This is a genomic window from Micromonospora sp. NBC_01655 (assembly GCF_026339755.1).
GTDB lineage: Bacteria > Actinomycetota > Actinomycetes > Mycobacteriales > Micromonosporaceae > Micromonospora.
Genome location: NZ_JAPEQF010000001.1, coordinates 5,941,596 through 5,961,133, shown reverse-complemented (window position 1 = coordinate 5,961,133; position 19,538 = coordinate 5,941,596). Strand labels below are relative to the sequence as shown.

General features: G+C 75.2%; 23 protein-coding genes. 14 read left to right on the top strand and 9 right to left on the bottom strand.

Annotation, left to right across the window (positions count from 1 at the left end):
- Positions 1-5: 5 nt before the first annotated feature.
- From OOK41_RS26215 to OOK41_RS26205, 3 genes are all read left to right on the top strand, one after another.
- Entirely contained in the window at positions 6-191 is a 186-nt protein-coding gene (locus tag OOK41_RS26215) for a hypothetical protein (protein ID WP_266267072.1), read from the top strand.
- Positions 188-430 carry a DUF5522 domain-containing protein gene (locus OOK41_RS26210; protein WP_266267071.1) on the top strand — a complete coding sequence of 81 codons (243 nt, stop codon included), beginning with the start codon at positions 188-190 and terminating at the stop codon, positions 428-430. The genes OOK41_RS26215 and OOK41_RS26210 overlap by 4 nt, the downstream gene beginning before the upstream one ends.
- Before the next feature lie 81 nt (positions 431-511).
- Positions 512-1,063 carry a hypothetical protein gene (locus OOK41_RS26205; RefSeq protein ID WP_266267070.1) on the top strand — a complete coding sequence of 184 codons (552 nt, stop codon included), beginning with the start codon at positions 512-514 and terminating at the stop codon, positions 1,061-1,063.
- 79 nt (positions 1,064-1,142) lie between these two features.
- On the opposite strand, the gene OOK41_RS26200 is transcribed toward OOK41_RS26205, so the two are convergent.
- Positions 1,143-1,868 carry a metal-dependent transcriptional regulator gene (locus OOK41_RS26200; RefSeq protein ID WP_323136239.1) on the bottom strand — a complete coding sequence of 242 codons (726 nt, stop codon included), beginning with the start codon at positions 1,866-1,868 and terminating at the stop codon, positions 1,143-1,145.
- Positions 1,869-1,920: 52 nt separating this feature from the next.
- Here OOK41_RS26200 and OOK41_RS26195 point away from each other — a divergent pair, with 52 nt between their 5' ends.
- From OOK41_RS26195 to OOK41_RS26185, 3 genes are all read left to right on the top strand, one after another.
- Positions 1,921-2,769 (top strand): sulfurtransferase, encoded by an 849-nt coding sequence (locus tag OOK41_RS26195; RefSeq protein ID WP_266267068.1) that lies wholly within the window; start codon positions 1,921-1,923, stop codon positions 2,767-2,769.
- Between the two features lie 163 nt (positions 2,770-2,932).
- Positions 2,933-4,114 carry an acetoin utilization protein AcuC gene (locus OOK41_RS26190; protein WP_117666974.1) on the top strand — a complete coding sequence of 394 codons (1,182 nt, stop codon included), beginning with the start codon at positions 2,933-2,935 and terminating at the stop codon, positions 4,112-4,114.
- 30 nt (positions 4,115-4,144) lie between these two features.
- On the top strand, positions 4,145-6,703 hold the full coding sequence (locus OOK41_RS26185) for a bifunctional GNAT family N-acetyltransferase/acetate--CoA ligase family protein (RefSeq protein ID WP_266267067.1): 2,559 nt from the start codon (positions 4,145-4,147) through the stop codon (positions 6,701-6,703).
- A 104-nt stretch (positions 6,704-6,807) separates the two neighbouring features.
- On the opposite strand, the gene sigB is transcribed toward OOK41_RS26185, so the two are convergent.
- Positions 6,808-7,824, bottom strand: a complete 1,017-nt coding sequence (gene sigB, locus OOK41_RS26180; RefSeq protein WP_117666614.1) for an RNA polymerase sigma factor SigB — start codon at positions 7,822-7,824, stop codon at positions 6,808-6,810.
- Between the two features lie 238 nt (positions 7,825-8,062).
- On the opposite strand from sigB, the gene OOK41_RS26175 reads away from it, so the two are divergent.
- Positions 8,063-8,851 carry a sporulation protein gene (locus OOK41_RS26175; protein ID WP_117666976.1) on the top strand — a complete coding sequence of 263 codons (789 nt, stop codon included), beginning with the start codon at positions 8,063-8,065 and terminating at the stop codon, positions 8,849-8,851.
- 118 nt (positions 8,852-8,969) lie between these two features.
- Here OOK41_RS26175 and dtd read toward each other — a convergent pair whose 3' ends face one another.
- The gene (dtd, locus tag OOK41_RS26170) at positions 8,970-9,392 is read right to left on the bottom strand and encodes a D-aminoacyl-tRNA deacylase (RefSeq protein WP_266267066.1); all 423 of its coding nucleotides are present in this window, start codon (positions 9,390-9,392) and stop codon (positions 8,970-8,972) included.
- On the bottom strand, positions 9,392-10,876 hold the full coding sequence (locus OOK41_RS26165) for a methyltransferase (protein WP_266267065.1): 1,485 nt from the start codon (positions 10,874-10,876) through the stop codon (positions 9,392-9,394). The genes dtd and OOK41_RS26165 overlap by 1 nt, the downstream gene beginning before the upstream one ends.
- 145 nt (positions 10,877-11,021) lie before the next feature.
- On the opposite strand from OOK41_RS26165, the gene OOK41_RS26160 reads away from it, so the two are divergent.
- From OOK41_RS26160 to OOK41_RS26150, 3 genes are all read left to right on the top strand, one after another.
- Positions 11,022-11,606, top strand: a complete 585-nt coding sequence (locus tag OOK41_RS26160; RefSeq protein ID WP_266267062.1) for an HhH-GPD-type base excision DNA repair protein — start codon at positions 11,022-11,024, stop codon at positions 11,604-11,606.
- 295 nt (positions 11,607-11,901) lie between these two features.
- Positions 11,902-12,171, top strand: a complete 270-nt coding sequence (locus tag OOK41_RS26155; RefSeq protein WP_117666620.1) for a hypothetical protein — start codon at positions 11,902-11,904, stop codon at positions 12,169-12,171.
- The gene (locus OOK41_RS26150; protein ID WP_266267061.1) at positions 12,171-13,094 is read left to right on the top strand and encodes a hypothetical protein; all 924 of its coding nucleotides are present in this window, start codon (positions 12,171-12,173) and stop codon (positions 13,092-13,094) included. The genes OOK41_RS26155 and OOK41_RS26150 overlap by 1 nt, the downstream gene beginning before the upstream one ends.
- A gap of 18 nt (positions 13,095-13,112) precedes the next feature.
- On the opposite strand, the gene OOK41_RS26145 is transcribed toward OOK41_RS26150, so the two are convergent.
- Positions 13,113-13,424 (bottom strand): hypothetical protein, encoded by a 312-nt coding sequence (locus tag OOK41_RS26145; protein ID WP_117666981.1) that lies wholly within the window; start codon positions 13,422-13,424, stop codon positions 13,113-13,115.
- A gap of 12 nt (positions 13,425-13,436) precedes the next feature.
- Positions 13,437-13,724 carry a hypothetical protein gene (locus OOK41_RS26140; RefSeq protein ID WP_117666624.1) on the bottom strand — a complete coding sequence of 96 codons (288 nt, stop codon included), beginning with the start codon at positions 13,722-13,724 and terminating at the stop codon, positions 13,437-13,439.
- Between the two features lie 105 nt (positions 13,725-13,829).
- Here OOK41_RS26140 and OOK41_RS26135 point away from each other — a divergent pair, with 105 nt between their 5' ends.
- Positions 13,830-14,186 carry a DUF3099 domain-containing protein gene (locus OOK41_RS26135; protein WP_117666626.1) on the top strand — a complete coding sequence of 119 codons (357 nt, stop codon included), beginning with the start codon at positions 13,830-13,832 and terminating at the stop codon, positions 14,184-14,186.
- A 64-nt stretch (positions 14,187-14,250) separates the two neighbouring features.
- Here OOK41_RS26135 and OOK41_RS26130 read toward each other — a convergent pair whose 3' ends face one another.
- Complete coding sequence (locus OOK41_RS26130) at positions 14,251-15,150, bottom strand: carbohydrate kinase family protein (protein ID WP_266267060.1); 900 nt, start codon at positions 15,148-15,150, stop codon at positions 14,251-14,253.
- Complete coding sequence (locus OOK41_RS26125) at positions 15,147-16,079, bottom strand: pseudouridine-5'-phosphate glycosidase (protein WP_266267059.1); 933 nt, start codon at positions 16,077-16,079, stop codon at positions 15,147-15,149. Before OOK41_RS26125 ends, OOK41_RS26130 begins: the two co-directional genes overlap by 4 nt.
- A gap of 87 nt (positions 16,080-16,166) precedes the next feature.
- Here OOK41_RS26125 and OOK41_RS26120 point away from each other — a divergent pair, with 87 nt between their 5' ends.
- From OOK41_RS26120 to OOK41_RS26110, 3 genes are all read left to right on the top strand, one after another.
- On the top strand, positions 16,167-16,385 hold the full coding sequence (locus OOK41_RS26120) for a DUF3039 domain-containing protein (RefSeq protein ID WP_117666632.1): 219 nt from the start codon (positions 16,167-16,169) through the stop codon (positions 16,383-16,385).
- 39 nt (positions 16,386-16,424) lie between these two features.
- Positions 16,425-17,075 carry a trimeric intracellular cation channel family protein gene (locus tag OOK41_RS26115; protein WP_117666638.1) on the top strand — a complete coding sequence of 217 codons (651 nt, stop codon included), beginning with the start codon at positions 16,425-16,427 and terminating at the stop codon, positions 17,073-17,075.
- Between the two features lie 208 nt (positions 17,076-17,283).
- On the top strand, positions 17,284-19,017 hold the full coding sequence (locus OOK41_RS26110) for a DEAD/DEAH box helicase (protein ID WP_266267058.1): 1,734 nt from the start codon (positions 17,284-17,286) through the stop codon (positions 19,015-19,017).
- 187 nt (positions 19,018-19,204) lie between these two features.
- On the opposite strand, the gene OOK41_RS26105 is transcribed toward OOK41_RS26110, so the two are convergent.
- The gene (locus OOK41_RS26105; RefSeq protein WP_074474066.1) at positions 19,205-19,438 is read right to left on the bottom strand and encodes a hypothetical protein; all 234 of its coding nucleotides are present in this window, start codon (positions 19,436-19,438) and stop codon (positions 19,205-19,207) included.
- Positions 19,439-19,538 lie beyond the last annotated feature (100 nt).

Below are 19,538 nucleotides of genomic sequence, written 5' to 3'. Positions count from 1 at the left end.
CGGCCATGGGGGAACCGGACTGGCTGCGGGAGACCCGCGCCGCGTACGACACGGTGGCGGTCGACTACGCGCGACTGGTGCACGGCGAGCTGGCGACGAAGCCGCTGGCGCGGGCCATGCTGGCCACGTTCGCCGAGCTGGTCGGTGACGCCGGGCGTGGACCGAGGCCTTTTCCTACACTGCTGCGGTGAGTGGAGAGCGGCTGCCGCTGGCGCCCCGGCCGTTGACCGAGCCGCACCCGTCCCGGCTGTCGCCGGAGCACCCGCACCGGGAGCGGGTGCTGGCCGCGCACGCCGCCGCGCTGGCCGCCGGCGAGGCCGGCTACCTCGACCCGGACACCGGGCTGTTCGTGCTCACCGCCGGATTCCTGGCCCGGCGGGGCACCTGCTGCGGCCGCGGCTGCCGGCACTGCCCCTACGTGACCGACTGAGGGCTTCCGTCCGACGCGGACAGCCCGTACGGTGTCCGACGACAAACGGCGGGAGCCCGCCGGGGACTGCGGAGGTGGCGCGTGCGCGGTCGGATCTGCCTCGCGGGCGTGGCGGTGCTGGTGGTGGCGGGGTGCGCCGCCCAGGACCCCGAGCCGGTGGCGGTGCCCCGGGCCGAGCCGGTCGTGCTCGACGTCCCGGCGGCCTCCTCGGGCGGCGCGTGCCGGCTGCTCGACTTCGCGGTGATCGAGGAGCACACCGGGGAACGGTTCGACGTGGCGGCGTCCAGCTCGCGTGGCGACACGCACACCTGCGTGGTCCGCGCGGAGCGGGTGCTGCTGCCCGAGCTGGCCCTCACCGTCAGCGACACCTCGATCGACGTGACGGGCTTCACCGCCGACGTGCTGCCGGGCGGGGCCCGGAAGGTCGGCAACCTGGGCCGGGCCGGCTACCGGCGGACGGCCAACGCCGCTGACGGCCACGGGCCGGTCGCCGAGGTCGGCTGGCTGGCCGCCGAGGGCCGGCTCGTCACGTTGCGCTGGACGCTGCCGAAGGGCGCCGACCGCGCCGCCGCGGACGAGCTGGCGGACCGGCTCGTCGGCCTGGCGAAGACGGTCGACACCCCGGCCCTGTGAGCCCTCGACCCGGGTGGGCCGGCGGCGTGGGGCCGCCCGGGCAACCGACCCGGGCGCGGCAGGGACAGCGGCAGAGGGATCAGCGGGCGGCGACGAACACCCGGGACGCGACCTCGCGGGGCAGCCGGATCCGGTCGCCGGAGCGGTCGATGAAGACGCCGTCGCGCTCCTGGGCAACCGTCACCGTGGCCCCCGGGTCGACCCCGGCGGCGTGCAGTTGGCGCAGCACCCCCGCGTCGGTCTGCACGCTCTCGCAGATGCGTCGCACCACCACCGGGCCGGACAGCCCGGGGAAGGCCAGGTTGCGCTCACCCTCGCTGCCGTCGGCCTGCGCCTCCGGGTTGCCCAGCTCCTCCAGCCCCGGGATCGGGTTGCCGTACGGCGAGCGGGTCGGGCGGTTGAGCAGGTCGTAGACCCGCTTCTCCACCGCGTCGCTCATCACGTGCTCCCACCGGCAGGCCTCCTCGTGGGCCTCCTCGTAGGGCATCCCGATGACGTTGACCAGCAGCAGCTCGGCGAGCCGGTGCTTGCGCATCACCGACACGGCGGCGTTACGGCCCAGCGCGGTCAGCGTCAGGTGCCGGTCGCCCTCGACGGTGAGCAACCCGTCGCGCTCCATCCGGGCGACGGTCTGGCTGACGGTGGGACCGCTCTGGCTCAACCGTTCGGCGATGCGGGCACGCAGCGGCGGCACCCCCTCCTCTTCCAGCTCGAGGATGGTGCGCAGGTACATCTCGGTCGTGTCGACCAGGTCATTCACGTCAGCGGACCTCCCGAGGTCGATGGTACCCCGGCCGCCGGACATTCCCCGCAGGTGAAACGCGAGGTGGCTGCCCTGATGGTGTTGACTGGACGGCATGTCCGGTACCGAGGAACCGTTGGTCGAGGCCGACCGGCTCGCCGCCGAGCTCGACCACGCCGACCCGCCCACCCTGCTCGACGTCCGCTGGCGGCTCGCCGGCCCGCCCGGCCGCGACGACTACGCCGCCAACCACCTCCCCGGCGCGGTCTTCGTCGACCTCGACACCGACCTGTGCGGGCCGCCCGGCGTCGCCGGCCGGCACCCGCTGCCCGACCCCGTCGCCCTCCAGGCCGCGCTGCGGGCCGCCGGGGTCCGCGCCGGTCACCCCGTCGTCGTGTACGACGGCGGCGACGGGATGGCCGCCGCCCGTGCCTGGTGGACGCTGCGCTGGGCCGGGCACCGGCCGGTGCGGCTGCTGCACGGCGGCTTCCCGGCCTGGGTGGCCGCCGGGCTGCCCGTGTCCACCGAGGTTCCCGTCCCGGTGCCCGGCGACGTGCCGGTCCGGCCGGGGAAGCTGCCGGTGCTGGACACCGGCGCCGCCGCCGCGCTCGCCGCCGCCGACTCCGGGGTGCTGCTCGACGTGCGGGCCGCGGCGCGCTACCGGGGCGAGGCCGAGCCGGTCGACCCCGTCGCCGGGCACGTCCCGGGCGCGGTGAACCTGCCCGCCGGCGGGTACGTCGAGCCGGACGGGCGGTTCCCCGCCGCGGCGGTGCTGCGAAACCGGTTCGCCGCCGCCGGGGTCAGCGACGCCGCGCCGGTCGGGGCGTACTGCGGCTCCGGGGTGACCGCCGCGCAGGCCGTGCTCGCCCTGCACCTCGCCGGCCGCCCGGACGCCGCGCTCTACGTCGGATCGTGGAGCAACTGGGTGGCGGACCCGTCCCGTCCCGTCGCCACCGGCGGCTGACCGCCGAAGCCGCGGCCCACCCGGGCGGTCGGGCTCGCCCGGCCGCCCGCCGCCGCGCCGGGCCGTCAGCTCGCCCGGGGCGACGCTCCGGCTCGGGCACGACACCGGCCGCGGGCCAGCGCGGGTGATGGGCTACCGCCGATGCTCGTGCGACGATGAGCCCATGTCCGAGGACACGGTGGTGGTGTGGGACGAGGCCCTGCTCGCCTACGACATGGGTGACCATCCGCTCGACCCGGTCCGGGTGGAGCTGACCGTCGCGCTCGCCCGCGAGCTGGGTGTCCTCGACCGGCCCGGGGTCCGCCTGGTCGCCCCGCAGCCGGCCGACGACGCCCTGCTCACCCGGGTGCACGACCCGCGTTACCTGAACGCGGTCCGGCGCGCCCCCCGCGACCCGCTCTTCGCCGGCTACGGGCTGGGCACCTCGGACAACCCGGTTTTCGACGGGATGCACGAGTCGAGCGCGCTGATCGCCGGGGCCACCGTGGCCGCCGCGGAGGCGGTCTGGCGGGGCGAGGCCCGGCGCGCGGTCAACGTGGCCGGGGGGCTGCACCACGCCATGCCGGACCGGGCCGCCGGCTTCTGCGTCTACAACGACCCCGCGGTGGCCATCGCCCGGCTGCTCGACCTCGGCGCGCAGCGGGTCGCGTACGTGGACGTGGACGTGCACCACGGCGACGGCGTGCAGGAGACCTTCTACCACGACCCCCGGGTGCTCACGATCAGCCTGCACGAGACCCCGCTGGCCCTGTTCCCCGGCACCGGCTTCCCCGACGAGACCGGCGGCCCCGGCGCGGAGGGCAGTGCCGTCAACGTGCCGCTGCCGCCCGGCGTCGACGACACCGGCTGGCAGCGCGCGTTCCACGCGATCGTGCCGTCGGTGCTGCGCGTGTTCCGGCCGCAGATCCTCGTCACCCAGTGCGGCGCCGACGGGCACCGGATCGACCCCCTCGCCGACCTGCGCCTCTCCGTCGACGGGCAGCGGGCCACCTACCTCGCTCTGCGGGCGCTCGCCGACGAGCTGTGCGAGGGTCGCTGGGTGGCCACCGGCGGCGGCGGGTACGCCCTGGTCGAGGTGGTGCCCCGGGCGTGGACCCACCTGCTGGCGGTGGCCACCGGCGACCCGGTCGACCCGGCGACGCCGACCCCGCCGGGCTGGCGGCGGCTGGCCGCCGAGCGCCGGCCCGGCCGGGAGGTGCCGCTGCGGATGACCGACGACGTCGACCCGGCGTACGAGCCGTGGCAGCCGACCGGCGAGCCGAACTCGGTGGACCGGGCCATCGCGGCCAGCCGCAAGGCGGTGTTCCCGCTGCTCGGGCTCGACCCGCACGACCCGCGCGACTGAGCCGGCGCACCCGGGGAGGGGACCGAAGGCGTGACCACTGTGGACCAGCCGGTGGACGTGCTGCTCAGCGACGGCACGACCGTCGGGCTGCGACCGATCCGCCCGGACGACGCGCCGGGCATCGTGGCCATGCACGCGCGGTTCTCGGAGCGCACCCGCTACCTGCGCTACTTCTCGCCGTACCCGCGCATTCCGGAGCGGGACCTGCGCCGGTTCGTCCACGTCGACCACCGGGACCGGGAGGCGTTCGTGGTGCTGGCCGGGGAGCGGATCGTCGCCGTCGGCCGGTACGAGCGGCTCGGCCCGCAGGGCCCCGAGGCCGAGGTGGCGTTCGTGGTGGAGGACGCCTACCAGGGCCGCGGCATCGGCTCGGTGCTGCTGGAGCACCTGGCCGACGCCGCCCGGCGGGCCGGGATCGTGCACTTCGTCGCCGAGGTGCTCCCGGCCAACGGGGCGATGCTGCGGGTCTTCGCCGACTTCGGTTACCAGGTCCAGCGCCAGTTCGCCGACGGCGTGGTGCACCTGAGCTTCCCGATCGCCCCGACGGAGCAGACGCTGGAGGTGCAGCGCGGCCGGGAGCACCGCACCGAGGCGCGCTCCATCGCCCGGCTGCTCGCCCCCCGGGGCGTCGCCGTGTACGGGGCCAGCGCCACCGGCCAGGGCGTCGGCGCGGCGCTGCTCGGGCACCTGCGCGACGGCGGGTTCACCGGGGCGGTGGTGCCCGTGCACCCGAGCGCGGCGACGGTCGCGGGGCTGCCCGCGTACCCCTCGGCGGTCGACGCCGGCCGGGCGATCGACCTGGCGGTGGTCGCGGTGGCCCCGGAGGCGGTCGGCGCGGTGGTGGCCGACGCGGCGGCGGCCGGCGCGCACGGCCTGGTGGTGATCTCCGCCGGTTTCGCCGAGGCCGGCGCGGCGGGCGCGGCGGCCCAGCGGGCCCTGGTCCGCGCGGCGCACGCCGCCGGCATGCGGGTGATCGGCCCGAACTGCCTCGGCGTGGCCAACACCGACGAGACGGTACGTCTCAACGCCACCCTCGCCCCGGCGCTGCCGGCCCCCGGCCGGGTGGGTGTCTTCAGCCAGTCCGGGGCGTTCGGGGTGGCCCTGCTCGCCGAGGCGCACCGGCGCGGCCTGGGCGTGTCGAGCTTCGTCTCGGCCGGCAACCGGGCCGACGTCTCCGGCAACGACCTGCTCCAGTACTGGCGCGACGACCCGGGCACCGACGTGATCGTGTTGTACCTGGAGACGTTCGGCAACCCGCGCAAGTTCGCCCGGCTGGCCCGGCGGATCGGCCGGGACAAGCCGGTGGTGGCGCTCGCCTCGCCGGCCCGCCCGCCCGGGCTGAACGCCGACGCCCCCGGCCCGGATGCGGTCGCGGTCAGTGCCCTGTTCGCCCAGTCCGGGGTGATCCGGGTGGACACCGTCGCCGAACTGCTCGACGTCGGCGTGCTGCTGGCCCACCAGCCCCTGCCGGCCGGCCGGCGGGTCGGCGTGGTGGGCAACTCCTCGGCGCTGACCGGGCTGGCCGCCACGGCCTGCGCCGCGCAGGGGCTGACCGTGGCCGCCGGCTACCCGTCCGACGTGGGACCCCGGGCCGGGGCGGCCGAGTTCGCCGCCGCGCTCGGCGCCGCCGCCGCCGACGACGGCGTGGACGCCCTCGTCGCGGTCTTCGCCCCGCCGCTGCCCGGGCAGCTCACCGACACCGAGGCCGACTTCGCCGCGGCCCTGCCCGGGGCGCTCGGCGTCGGCCGGCCGGTGGTGGCCACCTTCCTCGTCGGGCGGCCCCCGGCCGGGGTGCCGGCGTACCCGAGCGTGGAGGAGGCCGTGCGTGCCCTGGGCCGGGTCGCCACGTACGCGGACTGGCTGCGCCGCCCGCCCGGCGCGTTGCCCGAGCTGCCCCGGATCGACCTCGCCGCCGCCCAGGCCGCGCTGCGGGCCGACGGTGCCGACCCGGCCGGCCTGCTCGGCGCGTACGGGATCGACGTGGTGCCCTCCGCGCCGGCGCGCTCGGCCGACGAGGCGGTGGCCGCCGCCGGGGTGCTCGGCTGGCCGGTGGCACTGAAGGCCGCCGCCGCCGGGCTGCGGCACCGCCTCGACCTCGGCGCGGTCCGGCTCGACCTGGCCGACGAGCCGGCCCTGCGCCGGGCGTACGCGGAGCTGGCGGCGACCTTCGGCGCGGACGTCCTGGTGCAGGCGATGGTCCCGCCCGGCGTGCCCTGCGTGGTGGAGCTGGTGGAGGACCCGGCGTTCGGGCCGGTGGTCGGGTTCGGCCTCGGCGGCGTCGCCACCGAGCTGCTCGGCGACCGGGCCTGGCGGGCGGTGCCGCTGACCGACTCCGACGCCGCCGAGCTGGTCGACGCGCCCCGGGCCGCGCCGCTGCTGCGCGGGCACCGCGGCGCCGCCCCGGTGGACCGGGCGGCCCTGGCGGAGCTGCTGCTGCGGGTCGGCCGGCTCGCCGACGAGCAGCCCCGGGTCCGCTCCCTCACCCTCAACCCGGTGCTGGCCCGCCCGGACGGCGTCTCCGTGCTGCACGCCGCCGTCCGCACCGGTGCCGCCGGCGCCCGTCCCGACACCGGCCCCCGCCGGCTGTGAGGGGACGGCGTCCGACGCCTCCGCGCCGCAGGAGCCCGGCCGGCGGAGCCGCCCACGCGTGAGGGCCCCGGCGAACCGCCGGGGCCCTCCTTCGACGCGACCGTTCAGCAGGCGTACGCCTCCAGGCGCTGTGCCCGCTCCGGGGCGCGCAGCTTCAGCAGCGTCACCTTCTCGATCTGCCGGATCCGCTCCCGGGACAGGCCGAACTCCCTGCCCACCTCGTCGAGGGTGCGCTGCCGGCCGTCGTCCAGGCCGAACCGGAGCCGGATCACGGCCTGCTCCCGCTGGGACAGGGTGGCCAGCACGATCCGCACCTCGTTGCGCAGCTCGCCGTCGGCGGCGGCCTCGCCCGGCTCGGCGGCCGGGTCCACGGCGGCGACGAAGTCGCCGAGGGCGCTCTCGCCGTCCTCGCCGACGGCCTGGTCGAGGCTGACCGGCTCCCGGTCGTAGGAGATCAGCTCGATGACCTGGAACTCGGGGACGCCCATGGCCCGGGCGACCTCGGCCACGTTGGGCTCGCGGCCCAGCGTGACGGCCAGCTCGCGACGGGCCCGGACCATCCGGTTGACCTGCTCGACCATGTGCACCGGGATGCGGATGGTGCGGGCCTGGTCGGCCATGGCCCGGGTGATCGCCTGCCGGATCCACCAGGTGGCGTACGTGGAGAACTTGAAGCCCTTGGTGTAGTCGAACTTCTCGACCGCCCGGATCAGGCCCAGGTTGCCCTCCTGGATCAGGTCCAGGAACGCCATCCCCCGGCCGGTGTACCGCTTGGCGATGCTGACGACGAGGCGCAGGTTCGCCTCCAGCAGGTGGTCCTTGGCCGCGCGGCCCTCGGCGACGATCAGCTTCAGGTCGGAGCGCAGCTCGGTGGACACCGGCGTGCAGGTCGCCAGCTTCTCCTCGGCGAACAGCCCGGCCTCGATCCGGCGGGACAGCTCGACCTCCTGCGCGGCGGTGAGCAGCTTGGTGCGCCCGATCCCGTTGAGGTAGGCGCGGACCAGGTCCGTGGAGACGCCGCGCTCGTCGGTGGCGTCCAGGTCGGTCAAGGTGTCGGTGCCGAGTTCGGCGTCGATGGTGACGGCCGGGCCGATCTGGTTCTCGATCATCTGCAGGACCATCTCTGTTCTCCCCGTGTCCACGTCGGTGCCGCGTCGCCGGCCCAGTGGCGCCGGTGACACACACTCTGGCAAGCCGGGCGTGAAACGGGAGTGAGGCGATCGGGGAACCGACACGGGATAGGGGTGTCCGTACCCCTGTTGGTTGCCGAGCCCGGTTACCGTGCCAGCGGTCGGCCGTTCGGGCCGGTCACACGGTCGGTCGCCGCGGCGGCCGGTCACCGAGGAACTGGAGGGTGTCGTGGTCTTCAAGCGGCTCATGCAGGCGATGGGCGTGGGCGGCCCGTCGGTGGAGACGATCCTGGCGAACCCGAACTGCCGCCCCGGCGGGCAGTTGGAGGGCACCGTCCACGTGGCCGGCGGCGAGCACCCGGTGGACATCGAGTATGTCGCGCTGGGCCTGGTCACCCGGGTCGAGGTGGAGAGCGGGGACAGCGACTACGAGACCACCCAGGAGTTCCACCGCCGCCAGGTGACCGGCGCGTTCCGGCTGGAGCCGGGGCAGCGCTACGACGTGCCGTTCCGCTTCGACGTGCCGTGGGAGACCCCGCTGACCGAGCTGTACGGGCAGCACCTGCACGGGATGACTATGGGCCTGCGCACCGAGCTGGAGGTGGCCCGCGCGGTGGACAAGGGCGACCTGGACGCGGTGGCGGTGCACCCGCTGCCGGCCCAGGAGGCGCTGCTGGAGGCGCTGCTGCGGCTGGGCTTCCGGTTCGCCCGCGCCGACAACGAGCGGGGCCACATCTACGGGGTACGACAGACCCTGCCGTTCTACCAGGAGATCGAGTTCCACCCGGCGCCGCAGTACGCCCGGGCGATCAACCAGCTCGAGGTCACCTTCGTCACCGACCCGCAGCAGGTGCAGGTGGTGCTGGAGATCGACAAGCGGGGCGGCGTCTTCACCGAGGGCCGGGACGCCTTCGGTCGCTTCACCGTCCCCCACGCCACGGCGCACAACACGGACTGGGCCGCCCAGCTCGACGGCTGGCTCCGCCAGTCCATCCAACGCCGCGGCCTGTTCTTCTGACCCCCGGCCCCCACCGACCCCACCCGCCCCAGCCCCGTTGATCAAGAGGATTGCGTCAGGATCCGGGCTCCGGACGACGCAACCTCTTGATCAACCTGGGCAGGGGGTGGGTGGGGGGTCAGAGGTCCAGGAGGAGGGTGCGGGGGCCGATGTTGGTGCTCTCCACCAGCATGTGGGCGCGGAAGCGGCCCGTCTCGACCGGCGCGCCGCGCTCGCGTAGCGCCTCGACGACCGTCGTGACCAGGGGTTCCGCCACCTCTGCCGGGGCTGCCGCGGTCCAGCTCGGCCTTCTGCCCCGTCGGGTGTCGCCGTAGAGGGTGAACTGGCTGACCACCAGGATGCCGGCGCCGGTCTCCGCCGCGCTGCGCTCGTCGTCCAGGATGCGCAGCTCGTGGATCTTCCGGGCCATGGTCCGCGCGGTCTGCGGGGTGTCGGTGTGGGTCACCCCGAGCAGCACCAGCAGCCCGTCGGCGACCGCGCCGACGACCTCGCCGTCGACGGTGACGCTGGCCCGGCCGACCGTCTGCACCACCGCCCGCATCAGGCGGTGACCGGCTCGACGATGCCGCGCTCCACCAGGTGCGCCACGATCGGGCCGGCCGCCTCGGCCAGCTCCTCCGGCGTCACGTCGTGCGCGGCGGCGAGCAGCGCGAGCTGGTCGCGCAGCGGCAACCGGCCGTCCGCTCCGCCGACCAGGGCCAGCACCAGCGGGTCGATCTCCTCGGTCCAGCGCAGCCCGTGCGGCATGGCGAGGACCTGCCGGTCCACCGCCCAGCCCTCGTCGCCCATGGTGGCCTCCTGGCGTAGCTGGAGCCCCTCGGCGGCCCGGTAGCGCTCGGCGAGCAGCCCCTCGGTGTCGCGTACCCGCAGCCAGTCCTGGCGGTCGAACCAGGCGGCGATCCGGTCGCCCATCGGCGGCTGCACCCGCTGCCGCAGGTCCTCCACCCGGACCACCGGGTCGGCGTGCCCGGCGCGGCGCAGCGAGACGATGCCGAAGCCGATCGCCTCCACCTTGTGCGCGTCGAACCAGTCCAGCCAGGCCGCCATCCGGTGCGGGTCGGCGGCCTCGCCGACGTCGGTCAGCCACAGGTTCACGTACGCCATCGGGTCGGCGACCTCGCGCTGGATCACCCAGGCGTCCAGGCCGGTACCGGCGAACCAGCCGGCCACCCGCTCGCCCCAGTCCTCGCCCGTCACGTGCACCCAGTTCGCGAGGTACTGCATGGTGCCGCCCTCGGTGAGCAGGCCCGGGGCGGCGGCGGCCAGTTCGGACCCGATCGCGTCGCCGGCCCGCCCGGAGTCCCGGTAGACGTGGGTGGTGGTGCCGGGGCCCACCACGAACGGCGGGTTGCTGACCACCAGGTCGAACCGCCGCCCGGCCACCGGGGCGACCAGGTCGCCGCGTAGCAGCTCCCAGTCCTGGCCGTTGAGCGCGGCGGTGGTGGCGGCGAAGCGCAGCGCCCGCGCCGAGAGGTCGGTGGCGGTGACCCGGCGGGCGTGCTCCGACAGGTGCAGCGCCTGCACCCCGGAGCCGGTGCCCAGGTCCAGCGCGGTCTCCACCGGCCGCCGCACGGCCGCCCCGATCAGCGTCTGGGTCGCCCCGCCGATGCCGAGCACGTGCTCGGAGTGCAGCGGCCGGCCGGGCCGGGAACTGGCCGGCAGGTCGGCGAGGACCCACCAGTCGTCCCCGTACGGCTCCAGGTCGACCCCGGCCCGCAGGCCGTCGCCGTGCCGCTCGACCAGCCCCCCGGCCAGTGCCTCGGCGACGGTCAGCGGGGCGAGCGCGGCGGCCACCGCGGCCTCCGACTCGGTCTGGTCGCAGATGAACACCCGGATCAGCGTGCCGAGCGGGTCACGGTCCTCGGTGGCCCGCAGCGCGGCCCGGAAGTCGTTGCGGGCCACCCCGCCGGTGGCCTGCGGGCCGAGCCGGTCGGCGATCCCGTTCGAGGTGTACGCGGCGCGGCTCAGCGCCGTCCGGAGCGCCTCGACGCCGTCGGGGGAGAGCAGCATGTCGTGTTCGTCCACGTTGCCATCCTGCCCCCCGTGCCCGGGCGACCCGTCACCGCCGCCCGCAAATCCGCCCGCCGGGGAGCGGGCGCGGCTCGGCGTCGGCGTCGTGAGGCGGGGCGCCCGGGGAGTCGCCGTCGCTTCCGGGGCGGCTGCGGGCAGGATGGACGGCATGACGGTTTCGCTCCCCATCGACCCCGAGGCCAACCGGCTGCTGGAGCGCAGCCCGCTGGCCCTGCTGCTCGGGATGGTGCTCGACCAGCAGGTCCCCATGGAGAAGGCGTTCTCCTCGCCGTACGTGCTGGCGCAGCGGCTCGGGCACGAGCCGGACGCCCGCGAGCTGGCCGGGTACGACCCGGACGAGCTGGTCGCGGTCTTCGCCCAGCCGCCGGCCCTGCACCGGTTCCCGAAGGCGATGGCGGCCCGGGTGCAGGAGGTGTGCCGGACCCTGGTGGACCGGTACGACGGCGACGCCGCCCGGCTCTGGGCCGACGCCGCCGACGGGCGGGAGCTGCTGGCCCGGATCGCCGGGCTGCCCGGGTTCGGCCGGCAGAAGGCGCAGATCTTCCTCGCCCTGCTCGGCAAGCGGTTCGGCGTCAACCCGGACGGCTGGCGCGAGGCGGCCGGCGGGTACGGCGACGCCGACGCGTACCGGTCGGTCGCCGACGTCACCGACCCGGAGTCGCTGCGCCGGGTGCGGGAGTACAAGCAGCGGATGAAGGCGGAGGCGAAGGCCGCGAAGGGCTGACGCGACCCGCCCACCGGACTCGTCGCCCGTACGGCGGGGGCGACGGTGGACGGGCGGGGTCGGGCGTGGGTCTCGTCCCGTCGGTGGCTACCCGTAGGGCCGCTGACGTGGCATTCTGCAACCAGAGCAGCGGGTATCGGGCGACGCCCATCCCGCCGCAACGGCGCAGCGGGTGGTCGTCCGGCGCGCGACGGCACGGGCCTGCCGGTCGGGTGCGTCCACCGGGAAGGGTGGGCGGCCCGCGGCTGATCCTGATCGCCTGGGCTCAGGCCCGCAGCCGCCCCCGGAGGGCATCATGGCCAATCCCGTCATCCGGTCGATCACCGCGACCCCCGGCACGCTCCAGCCCGGCCAGACCGCCCAGGTGGTGATCGACGCCTACGACCCGGACGCCCGCACCGTCACCGTGACCGGGAAGGTCACCGACGTGGCCGGGCACGTGGCGACCGCCACCACCACGCTGACCGTCGGCGACCCGCTGAAGTTCGAGTTGACCACGACCGATCCGGCCGTGACGATCGTCGCCGACCCGGCGGCGCCCGGGCGCTTCTCGGTCCGGGTCTGATGTTCACCCGTACGGTCATCCTGACCGCGCGGGTGGCGGACGCGGTCGGCAACACCACCAGCGTCAGTGCCGCGGTCAGGGTGGAGGTGCCGACGGCCCTGGGCTGGGCACCCCCGGCGAGCTCGGTCGCCGCGCTCCAGGCGATGCTCGCCCGGTACCCCCGCCCGAGGACGGTGCGGCTCTACTCCGGCCCCGGCGCCGGCCTGGAGTCCTGGTCGTCGGCGCTCCTCGCCCAGGTACCCGCCGACTGCGCGCTGCACTACAGCTTCAAGGACTGGACCGCCGGCACCTCGGCGGCGGCCGTCCGCGACTGGCTCTCGGCGCGGCCGGCCAACCGCCGTCGGGTGGTGGACCTGGTGACGCTCGGCCACGAGCCGGAGCAGCAGTCCGGGGGCGACGCGGCCCCGGCCGCGTTCCGGCAGCAGTGGCAGGAACTGGTCGGCGCGCTCGCCGGGCACCCCCGCCGCCGTGAGGTCTGGCTGGTGCCGGTGTTCACCGAGTACGCCGCCCGGCGGCAGGCGTCCTGGTGGGCCGACTTCGGGGTGGTCGCCAGCCACCCCGGGGTGGACGCGGTGGGGTTCGACATCTACGACACCGGCTACGAGCGGTACCGCACCCCGGTCGAGCGCAACGAGTTCGCGCTCGCCCAGGCGAGGCGGGTCGGCAAGCCGCTGGTGGTCCCGGAGTGGGGCATCAGGCGCAAGCCCACCCTCAACGACGGGACGTCGTACGACCCGGACGGGGTCGTCTGCGCGCAGGCGATGCGGGACAACATGGCCCACCTGCGGGCGCAGCCCGACGTGCCGTACGTCGAGTGGTTCTACCGGGGCGACTGCGACCTGGACGCCACGCTGACGTACCCGTCGGGGCGGACGTACGTGCGCGACGCGGAGCGGGCCGCGTTCGGGCAGCTCACGGGCTGAGGCGCGGCGCCGGACGGCTCAGGCGGCGGTGGGTCGGGAGAGCGCGGCGAGGGCCCGCCGGACGTCGGCCAGCGAGACCGTCGCCGAGTCGTCCAGCTCGGCCAGGCCGGCCTCGATCCACTGCCGCATCAGGGTGGTCACCCCGATGCCACGGGCGTCGGCGGCGGCCCGCACCCGCTCGTACGTCTCCAGCGGCAGCCGCACGGAGCGGCTGACCATCGGCACGTCGGTGTCGGGGGTGGGCAGCTCCACCGGCTGGCTGGAGTCGACCAGCTCGGCGAGCCGGTCGTCGCCGCTGTGGAACTGCTTGGTCGCGTCGTTGCGGTTCATCGCCACGCCTCCTCATCGGCGGGATCTGCGGACGGCCTCGTCGTAGCGCTTGGCCTCGACGTCGCTCAGCTCCCGGGCGGACAGGACGTCCCAGTCGTTGTCGGCGCCGTCGGCCTCGGCGAGCAGCACGGCCAGCCGCCGCCCGTGGCGGGCCGCGGCGTAGACCACCATCACGTCGTCGCCGAGGTGCCGGATCACCCGGCGTGGGCTGTGCAGCGCCTCCCAGACCTCGCCCGGCGTGACGCCGTAGACGCGCAGGTTGGCCAGCGCCTCGTCGGTGAAGCTGAACCGGCTGCCCACGAGGCGGAGCGTACCACGTGCGTAACACGGGCCGGAATGACGCGATTCTCGCTGATCACCCGGCGGGAGTGACAGGATGGGGGCAATCCCTCTTGGAGGTCCGTGGTGAAGCGTCAGGCGTACCAACCGATCCTGATCACCGACGCGGCCCGCAGCCAGGGCGACCAGCTCAACAGCCGGCAGCGGCGCTACGTCGTGATGATGGCCGTCCGGGTGGCGTGCGTGATCGGCGGCGCGATCCTGGTCGGCGCGCAGGCGCCCATGCTCTGGCTCTGGCTGCCGCTGTGCGGCCTCGGGATGGTGCTCATCCCGTGGCTGGCGGTGCTGCTGGCCAACGACCGGCCGCCCAAGGAGCGGCACCGGTTGGCCAACCGGTTCCACCCCCGTAGCCGGGACGAGACCCCGCCGATGAGCCTGACCGCCGAGGACCGGCCGCACAAGGTCATCGACGCCGAGCCCTGACCGGCCCGGCCGAGCCGCCGGCGCGCCCGTCCCGGACCCGTCCCGTCCAGGCCGGCGCGTCCGGTCAGGGCGCGGGCCGGGCGCCGACCGTGGAGACGGCCAGCGCGCCGAGGTCGCCGGCCCGGTCCAGCGCCGCCCGGGGCCCGGCCCCGGCCAGCCAGGCGGACAGCAGCCCGGCGGCGAAGGCGTCTCCGGCCCCGGTGACGTCGGCCACCGCCACCCGCCGCGCCGGGGCGACGCTGACCGTAGCCGTCCGGTCGGCCCAGACCGCCCCGGCCGCGCCCCGCTTGACCACCACCCGCCGGGCCGTCGCCGACAGCGCCCGGGCCTGCGCCGCCGGGTCCAGCCCGCCGGCCAGCACGGCCGCCTCGTCGGCGTTGACCAGAAGCAGGTCGACGTCGCGTACCCAGGCCAGGAAGACCGACGCGCCGACCTGCCGCAGCGGCGCCGCGGACGCCGCGTCGACGCTGGTGCTGAGCCCGCGCTCGCGCGCCGCGGCCAGCGCGCGCAGCCCGGCCCCGCGCGACCCGTCGTCCAGCAGGCAGTACCCGGACAGGTGCAGGTGCCGCGCGTCGGGCACCCCGGCCAGGGCCTGCTCCACGTGTCCGGCGGCGAGCCACAGGTTCGCGCCCCGCTCGGTGACCATCGTGCGCTCCCCGGCGCCGGTGAGCACGATGACGGTGCCGGTGGCGCGGCCCGGGTGCCGCTCGATCGCGCAGTCCACGCCGGCGCGCTCCAGCTCGGTCACCCGGTCGCGTCCCGCGTCGTCGTCCCCGACCGCGCCGACCATGGTCACCGGGACGCCCTGGGCGGCGAGCCAGGCGGCGGTGTTGGCCGCCTGCCCGCCGCCGCTGACCCGGATGGTGGCCGGGGTGTCCGAGCCGGTCGCCAGCGGCCCGCCGAGCACCGCGACCACGTCGGTGATCAGGTCGCCGACGACGACGATGCGGGACTGAGCGGTCATGCGGCGGAGTCGCCGCGGCCCGCTGCGGCGACCGCGACCCGGGCGGCGAGGTCGGCGTTGCGCAGGATGATCCGCACGTTCACCGCGAGGCTGGCGCCGGCGGTGGCGGAGTGGAAGTACGCCAGCAGGTACGGCGTGACGGCCTTGCCGGTCACCCCGTCGCGCTCCAGCCGGGCCAGGCCCTCGGCGAGCGTGCGGTCGTGCAGGTCCGGGTCGAGCTGCTCGTCGACCGGGAGCGGGTTGGCCACGATCAGCCCGCCGTGGTGCACGCCGTGCCCGGCGCGGGCGGCCAGCACGTCGGCGACCTGCTCCGGGGAGTCGACCGACCAGTCCAGGTCGAACCCGGAGTCGGTGCGGTAGAAGCCGGGGAACCGTCGGGTGCGGTAGCCGACGACGGCGACACCGAGGGTCTCCAGCCGCTCCAGGGTGGCCCCGACGTCGAGGATCGACTTGACCCCGGCGCAGACCACCGCGATCGGGGTCCGGGCCAGGGTGCCCAGGTCGGCGGACTCGTCGAAGGTCTGCGCGGCCTCCCGGTGCACCCCGCCCAGCCCGCCGGTGGCGAAGACCCCGATCCCCGCGGCGGCGGCGACCGCGCTGGTGGCGGCGACCGTCGTGGCCCCGTCAGCCCCGATCGCGGCGGCCACCGCCAGGTCGCGGACCGAGAGCTTGCTCACCCCGTCGACGGTGGCGAGCCGGGTCAGCTCCGCGTCGTCGAGTCCCACCACCAGTTGGCCACCGACCATGCCGATGGTCGCCGGGACCGCGCCGGCGTCGCGTACCGTCTGCTCGATCTCGCGGGCCACCCGCAGGTTGTCCGGCCGGGGAAGGCCGTGCGAGACGATTGTGCTCTCCAGGGCGACGACCGGGCGGTGCTCACGCAGGGCGTCGGCCACCTCGGCGCCGAGACGAATGTGGAAGCTGTTCACGTCCTTAACGTTACGGGCCGTCGCGCGGTGGCCTGCGGTGGACCCGGTCAGGTCGACCTGTCAAACTGGAAAGTTGGAGGTGCAGTCGTGAGCACAGAGGTTCTCGAGCGTCCGGAACTGAAGGACGCCGACACCGGTCCCGAGATGTTCCACTACGTCCGCAAGGACAAGATCGCCGAGAGTGCCGTCATGGGCACCTTCGTCGTCGCGCTCTGCGGGGAGAAGTTTCCGGTGACCAAGGCGGCCAAACCGGGCTCGCCGGTCTGCCCGAAGTGCAAGGAGATCTACGACTCCTGGGGCGCGTGACCACGGGGGCCGTTCCGGCCGCCCACGTAACCTTCGGCGGTGACCACCTCCACCGCCCTGCTCCTCGCCGACCTGGCCGGGGTGACGGTCTTCGCCGCCTCCGGCGCTTCCGCGGCGGTGGTCAAGCGGCTCGACCTGTTCGGCGTGGCCTTCGTCGGCTTCATCGCCGCGCTCGGCGGCGGGATCTTCCGCGACCTGGTCATCGACGAGGTGCCCCCGCTGGCCTTCGCCGACTGGCGGTACGCCGCCACGGCCGCGGTCACCGCCGCCGCCGTGTTCTGGCTGCACCCCCAGCTCGCCCGGCTGCGCACCACCGTGCTGGTGCTCGACGCCGCCGGCCTCGGGCTGTTCACCGTCACCGGCACCCTCAAGGCGCTCGACGCCCAGGTGCCGCCGGTCGGGGCCTGCCTCATCGGCATGCTCACCGCCATCGGCGGCGGGCTCGCCCGGGACCTGCTCACCGGCGAGATCCCCGTGGTGCTGCGCCGGGAGATCTACGCGGTGGCCGCGCTCGGTGGCTCGGTCGCCGTGGCGGCGCTCGACGCGTCCGGGCACGCCAACGCCGCTGGGCTGACCGCCGCGGCGGTGTTCGTCTTCGCGCTGCGCCTGGTGGCGCTGCGGCGGCGCTGGTCCGCTCCGGTGGCCACGCTCCGCCCGCCCCGCACCGGCACCCGCGGCCCCCGCTCCTGACGCACCGTGAAGGTGGAGGCGCAATCGGTACGGGTGCCGGGCGGTGCGGATGTGACCAGCGTGGCGTCGCCTGGGCCGACCGGCGCGCGCTGGTTATGCTGATTCGGCCTTCGCGGCAACCGATGCGCGAGGGTCTTTTCATGGGCGGCGGTACCCGTGGCCCTCGGCCGGGGTCCGCCGTCGTGGCGGTCGGAGAGGAGCCTGACGCGTGGCAGCCCGGACGCCGGTGCTCGAGACGTTCCCACCACTGCGCGCCTGGCAGCGCAAGGCGCTGGTGGAGTACCTGCGACGACGTACCGACGACTTCACGGCGGTCGCCACCCCCGGGGCCGGCAAGACCACCTTCGCCCTGCGGATCGCCGCCGAGCTGCTCGCCGACGGCACCGTCGAGGCGGTCACCGTGGTCGCCCCCACCGAGCACCTGAAGACCCAGTGGGCACAGGCGGCGGCCCGGGTCGGCATCCAGCTCGACGCGGCGTTCCGCAACGCCGACCTGCACTCCTCGGCCGACTTCCACGGCGCGGTCATCACGTACGCGCAGGTCGGGATGGCGCCCCAGGTGCACCGGCGGCGCACCATGATCCGGCGCACCCTGGTCATCCTCGACGAGATCCACCATGCCGGCGACTCCCGGACCTGGGGCGACGGGGTGAAGGCGGCGTTCGAGCCCGCCGTGCGCCGGCTGATGCTGACCGGTACGCCGTTCCGCTCCGACGACAACCCGATCCCCTTCGTCACCTACGAGCGGGGCGGCGACGGCCTGCTCCGCTCCCGCGCCGACGCCGTGTACGGCTACTCCGACGCGTTGCGCGACGGCGTGGTCCGGCCGGTGCTCTTCCTGGCGTACTCCGGGGAGACCCGGTGGCGGACGAACGCCGGCGACGAGCTGGCCGCCCGGCTGGGCGAGCCGATGACCCAGGACCTGATCGCGCAGGCCTGGCGCACCGCCCTGGACCCGGCCGGCGACTGGATGCCGCAGGTGCTGCGGGCCGCCGACGCCCGGCTGACCGTGCTGCGCAACGCCGGGATGTCCGACGCCGGCGGGCTGATCATCGCCAGCGACCAGCAGACCGCCCGCTCGTACGCGCGGCTGATCGAGCAGGTGACCGGTGAGAAGGCCGCGGTGGTGCTCTCCGACGACCAGGGGGCCTCCGCCCGGATCGCGACGTTCGCGGAGTCCGGGCAGCGGTGGCTGGTCGCGGTCCGGATGGTCTCCGAGGGCGTCGACATCCCCCGGCTCGCGGTCGGCGTCTACGCCACCAGCGCCAGCACCCCGCTCTACTTCGCCCAGGCCGTCGGGCGGTTCGTCCGGGCCCGCCGCCCGGGGGAGACCGCGTCGGTCTTCCTGCCCAGCGTGCCGCACCTGCTCGGGCTGGCCAGCGAGATGGAGGTCGAGCGGGACCACGTGCTCGGCAAGCCGAAGGACCGCGAGGGCTTCGACGACGACCTGCTGGAGCGCGCCCAGCGCGACGACCAGGCCAGCGGCGAGCTGGAGAAGCGGTTCCTGGCCCTCTCCGCCACGGCCGAGCTGGACCAGGTGATCTTCGACGGCGCGTCCTTCGGCACCGCCGCCCAGGCCGGCACCCCCGAGGAGGAGGAGTACCTCGGCCTGCCCGGGCTGCTCACCGCCGACCAGGTCTCCCTGCTGCTCACCAAGCGGCAGGCCGAGCAGTTGGCCGCCCAGCGTCGCCGGACCGCCGAGCGGACCGCTCAGCCGGCCGCTACGGCCACGGCGGCGCCCCCGCCGCCGATGAGCGCGGCCCAGCGTCGGGTGGCGCTACGGCGGCAGCTGAACGCCCTGGTGGCCTCCCGCCACCACCGCACCGGCCTGCCACACGGCAAGATCCATGCCGAGCTGCGCCGCCTCTGCGGCGGCCCGCCGAGCGCCCAGGCCACCATCGAACAGCTAGAGGAACGCATAGCCACGGTCCAAACCCTCTAACTTCACCACCCCCGGGGGTCTTTTGCGGTGACCAAGAGGTTTGCGTCGTCCCGGGACCCCACCCGCGACGCAAACCTCTTGATCCACGCGGCGGGCCGGGGTGGGGTGGGTGGGGGCGGAGTGCCGAAAGCCGGCCGGAGGGGCCCCGTAGGGCACCTCCGGCCGGCTATGTCGGTGTTACGCGTTTTCAGTTCGCCATAAGATCGGCGCCACGCCAGCTGAACTCGGGGTCCGTCGCGAACCGCACGGTGATCTTCACGAGATCCTCCGCGTACTTGTTCGCGTGGTGCCCACAGAACACCAGCTCGCTCCCGCCCGCCAGAGTGATACGGAGCTTGCCGGCAGCGTTGCAGCGGTCGCACCGTTCATCGGCGGCTGGGGGAGCCACCGTCTCGGGCGGCGGCGTGAGGGTCGGGGTCATCGCCTTCCTCCTCTGGTCGTCACCGATGAACAATCTCTTCGGTCGTTGCTCACCTATCGTGCAACACCCAACTCGGGCCCTGCCTTCCCTGTGTGCCCGC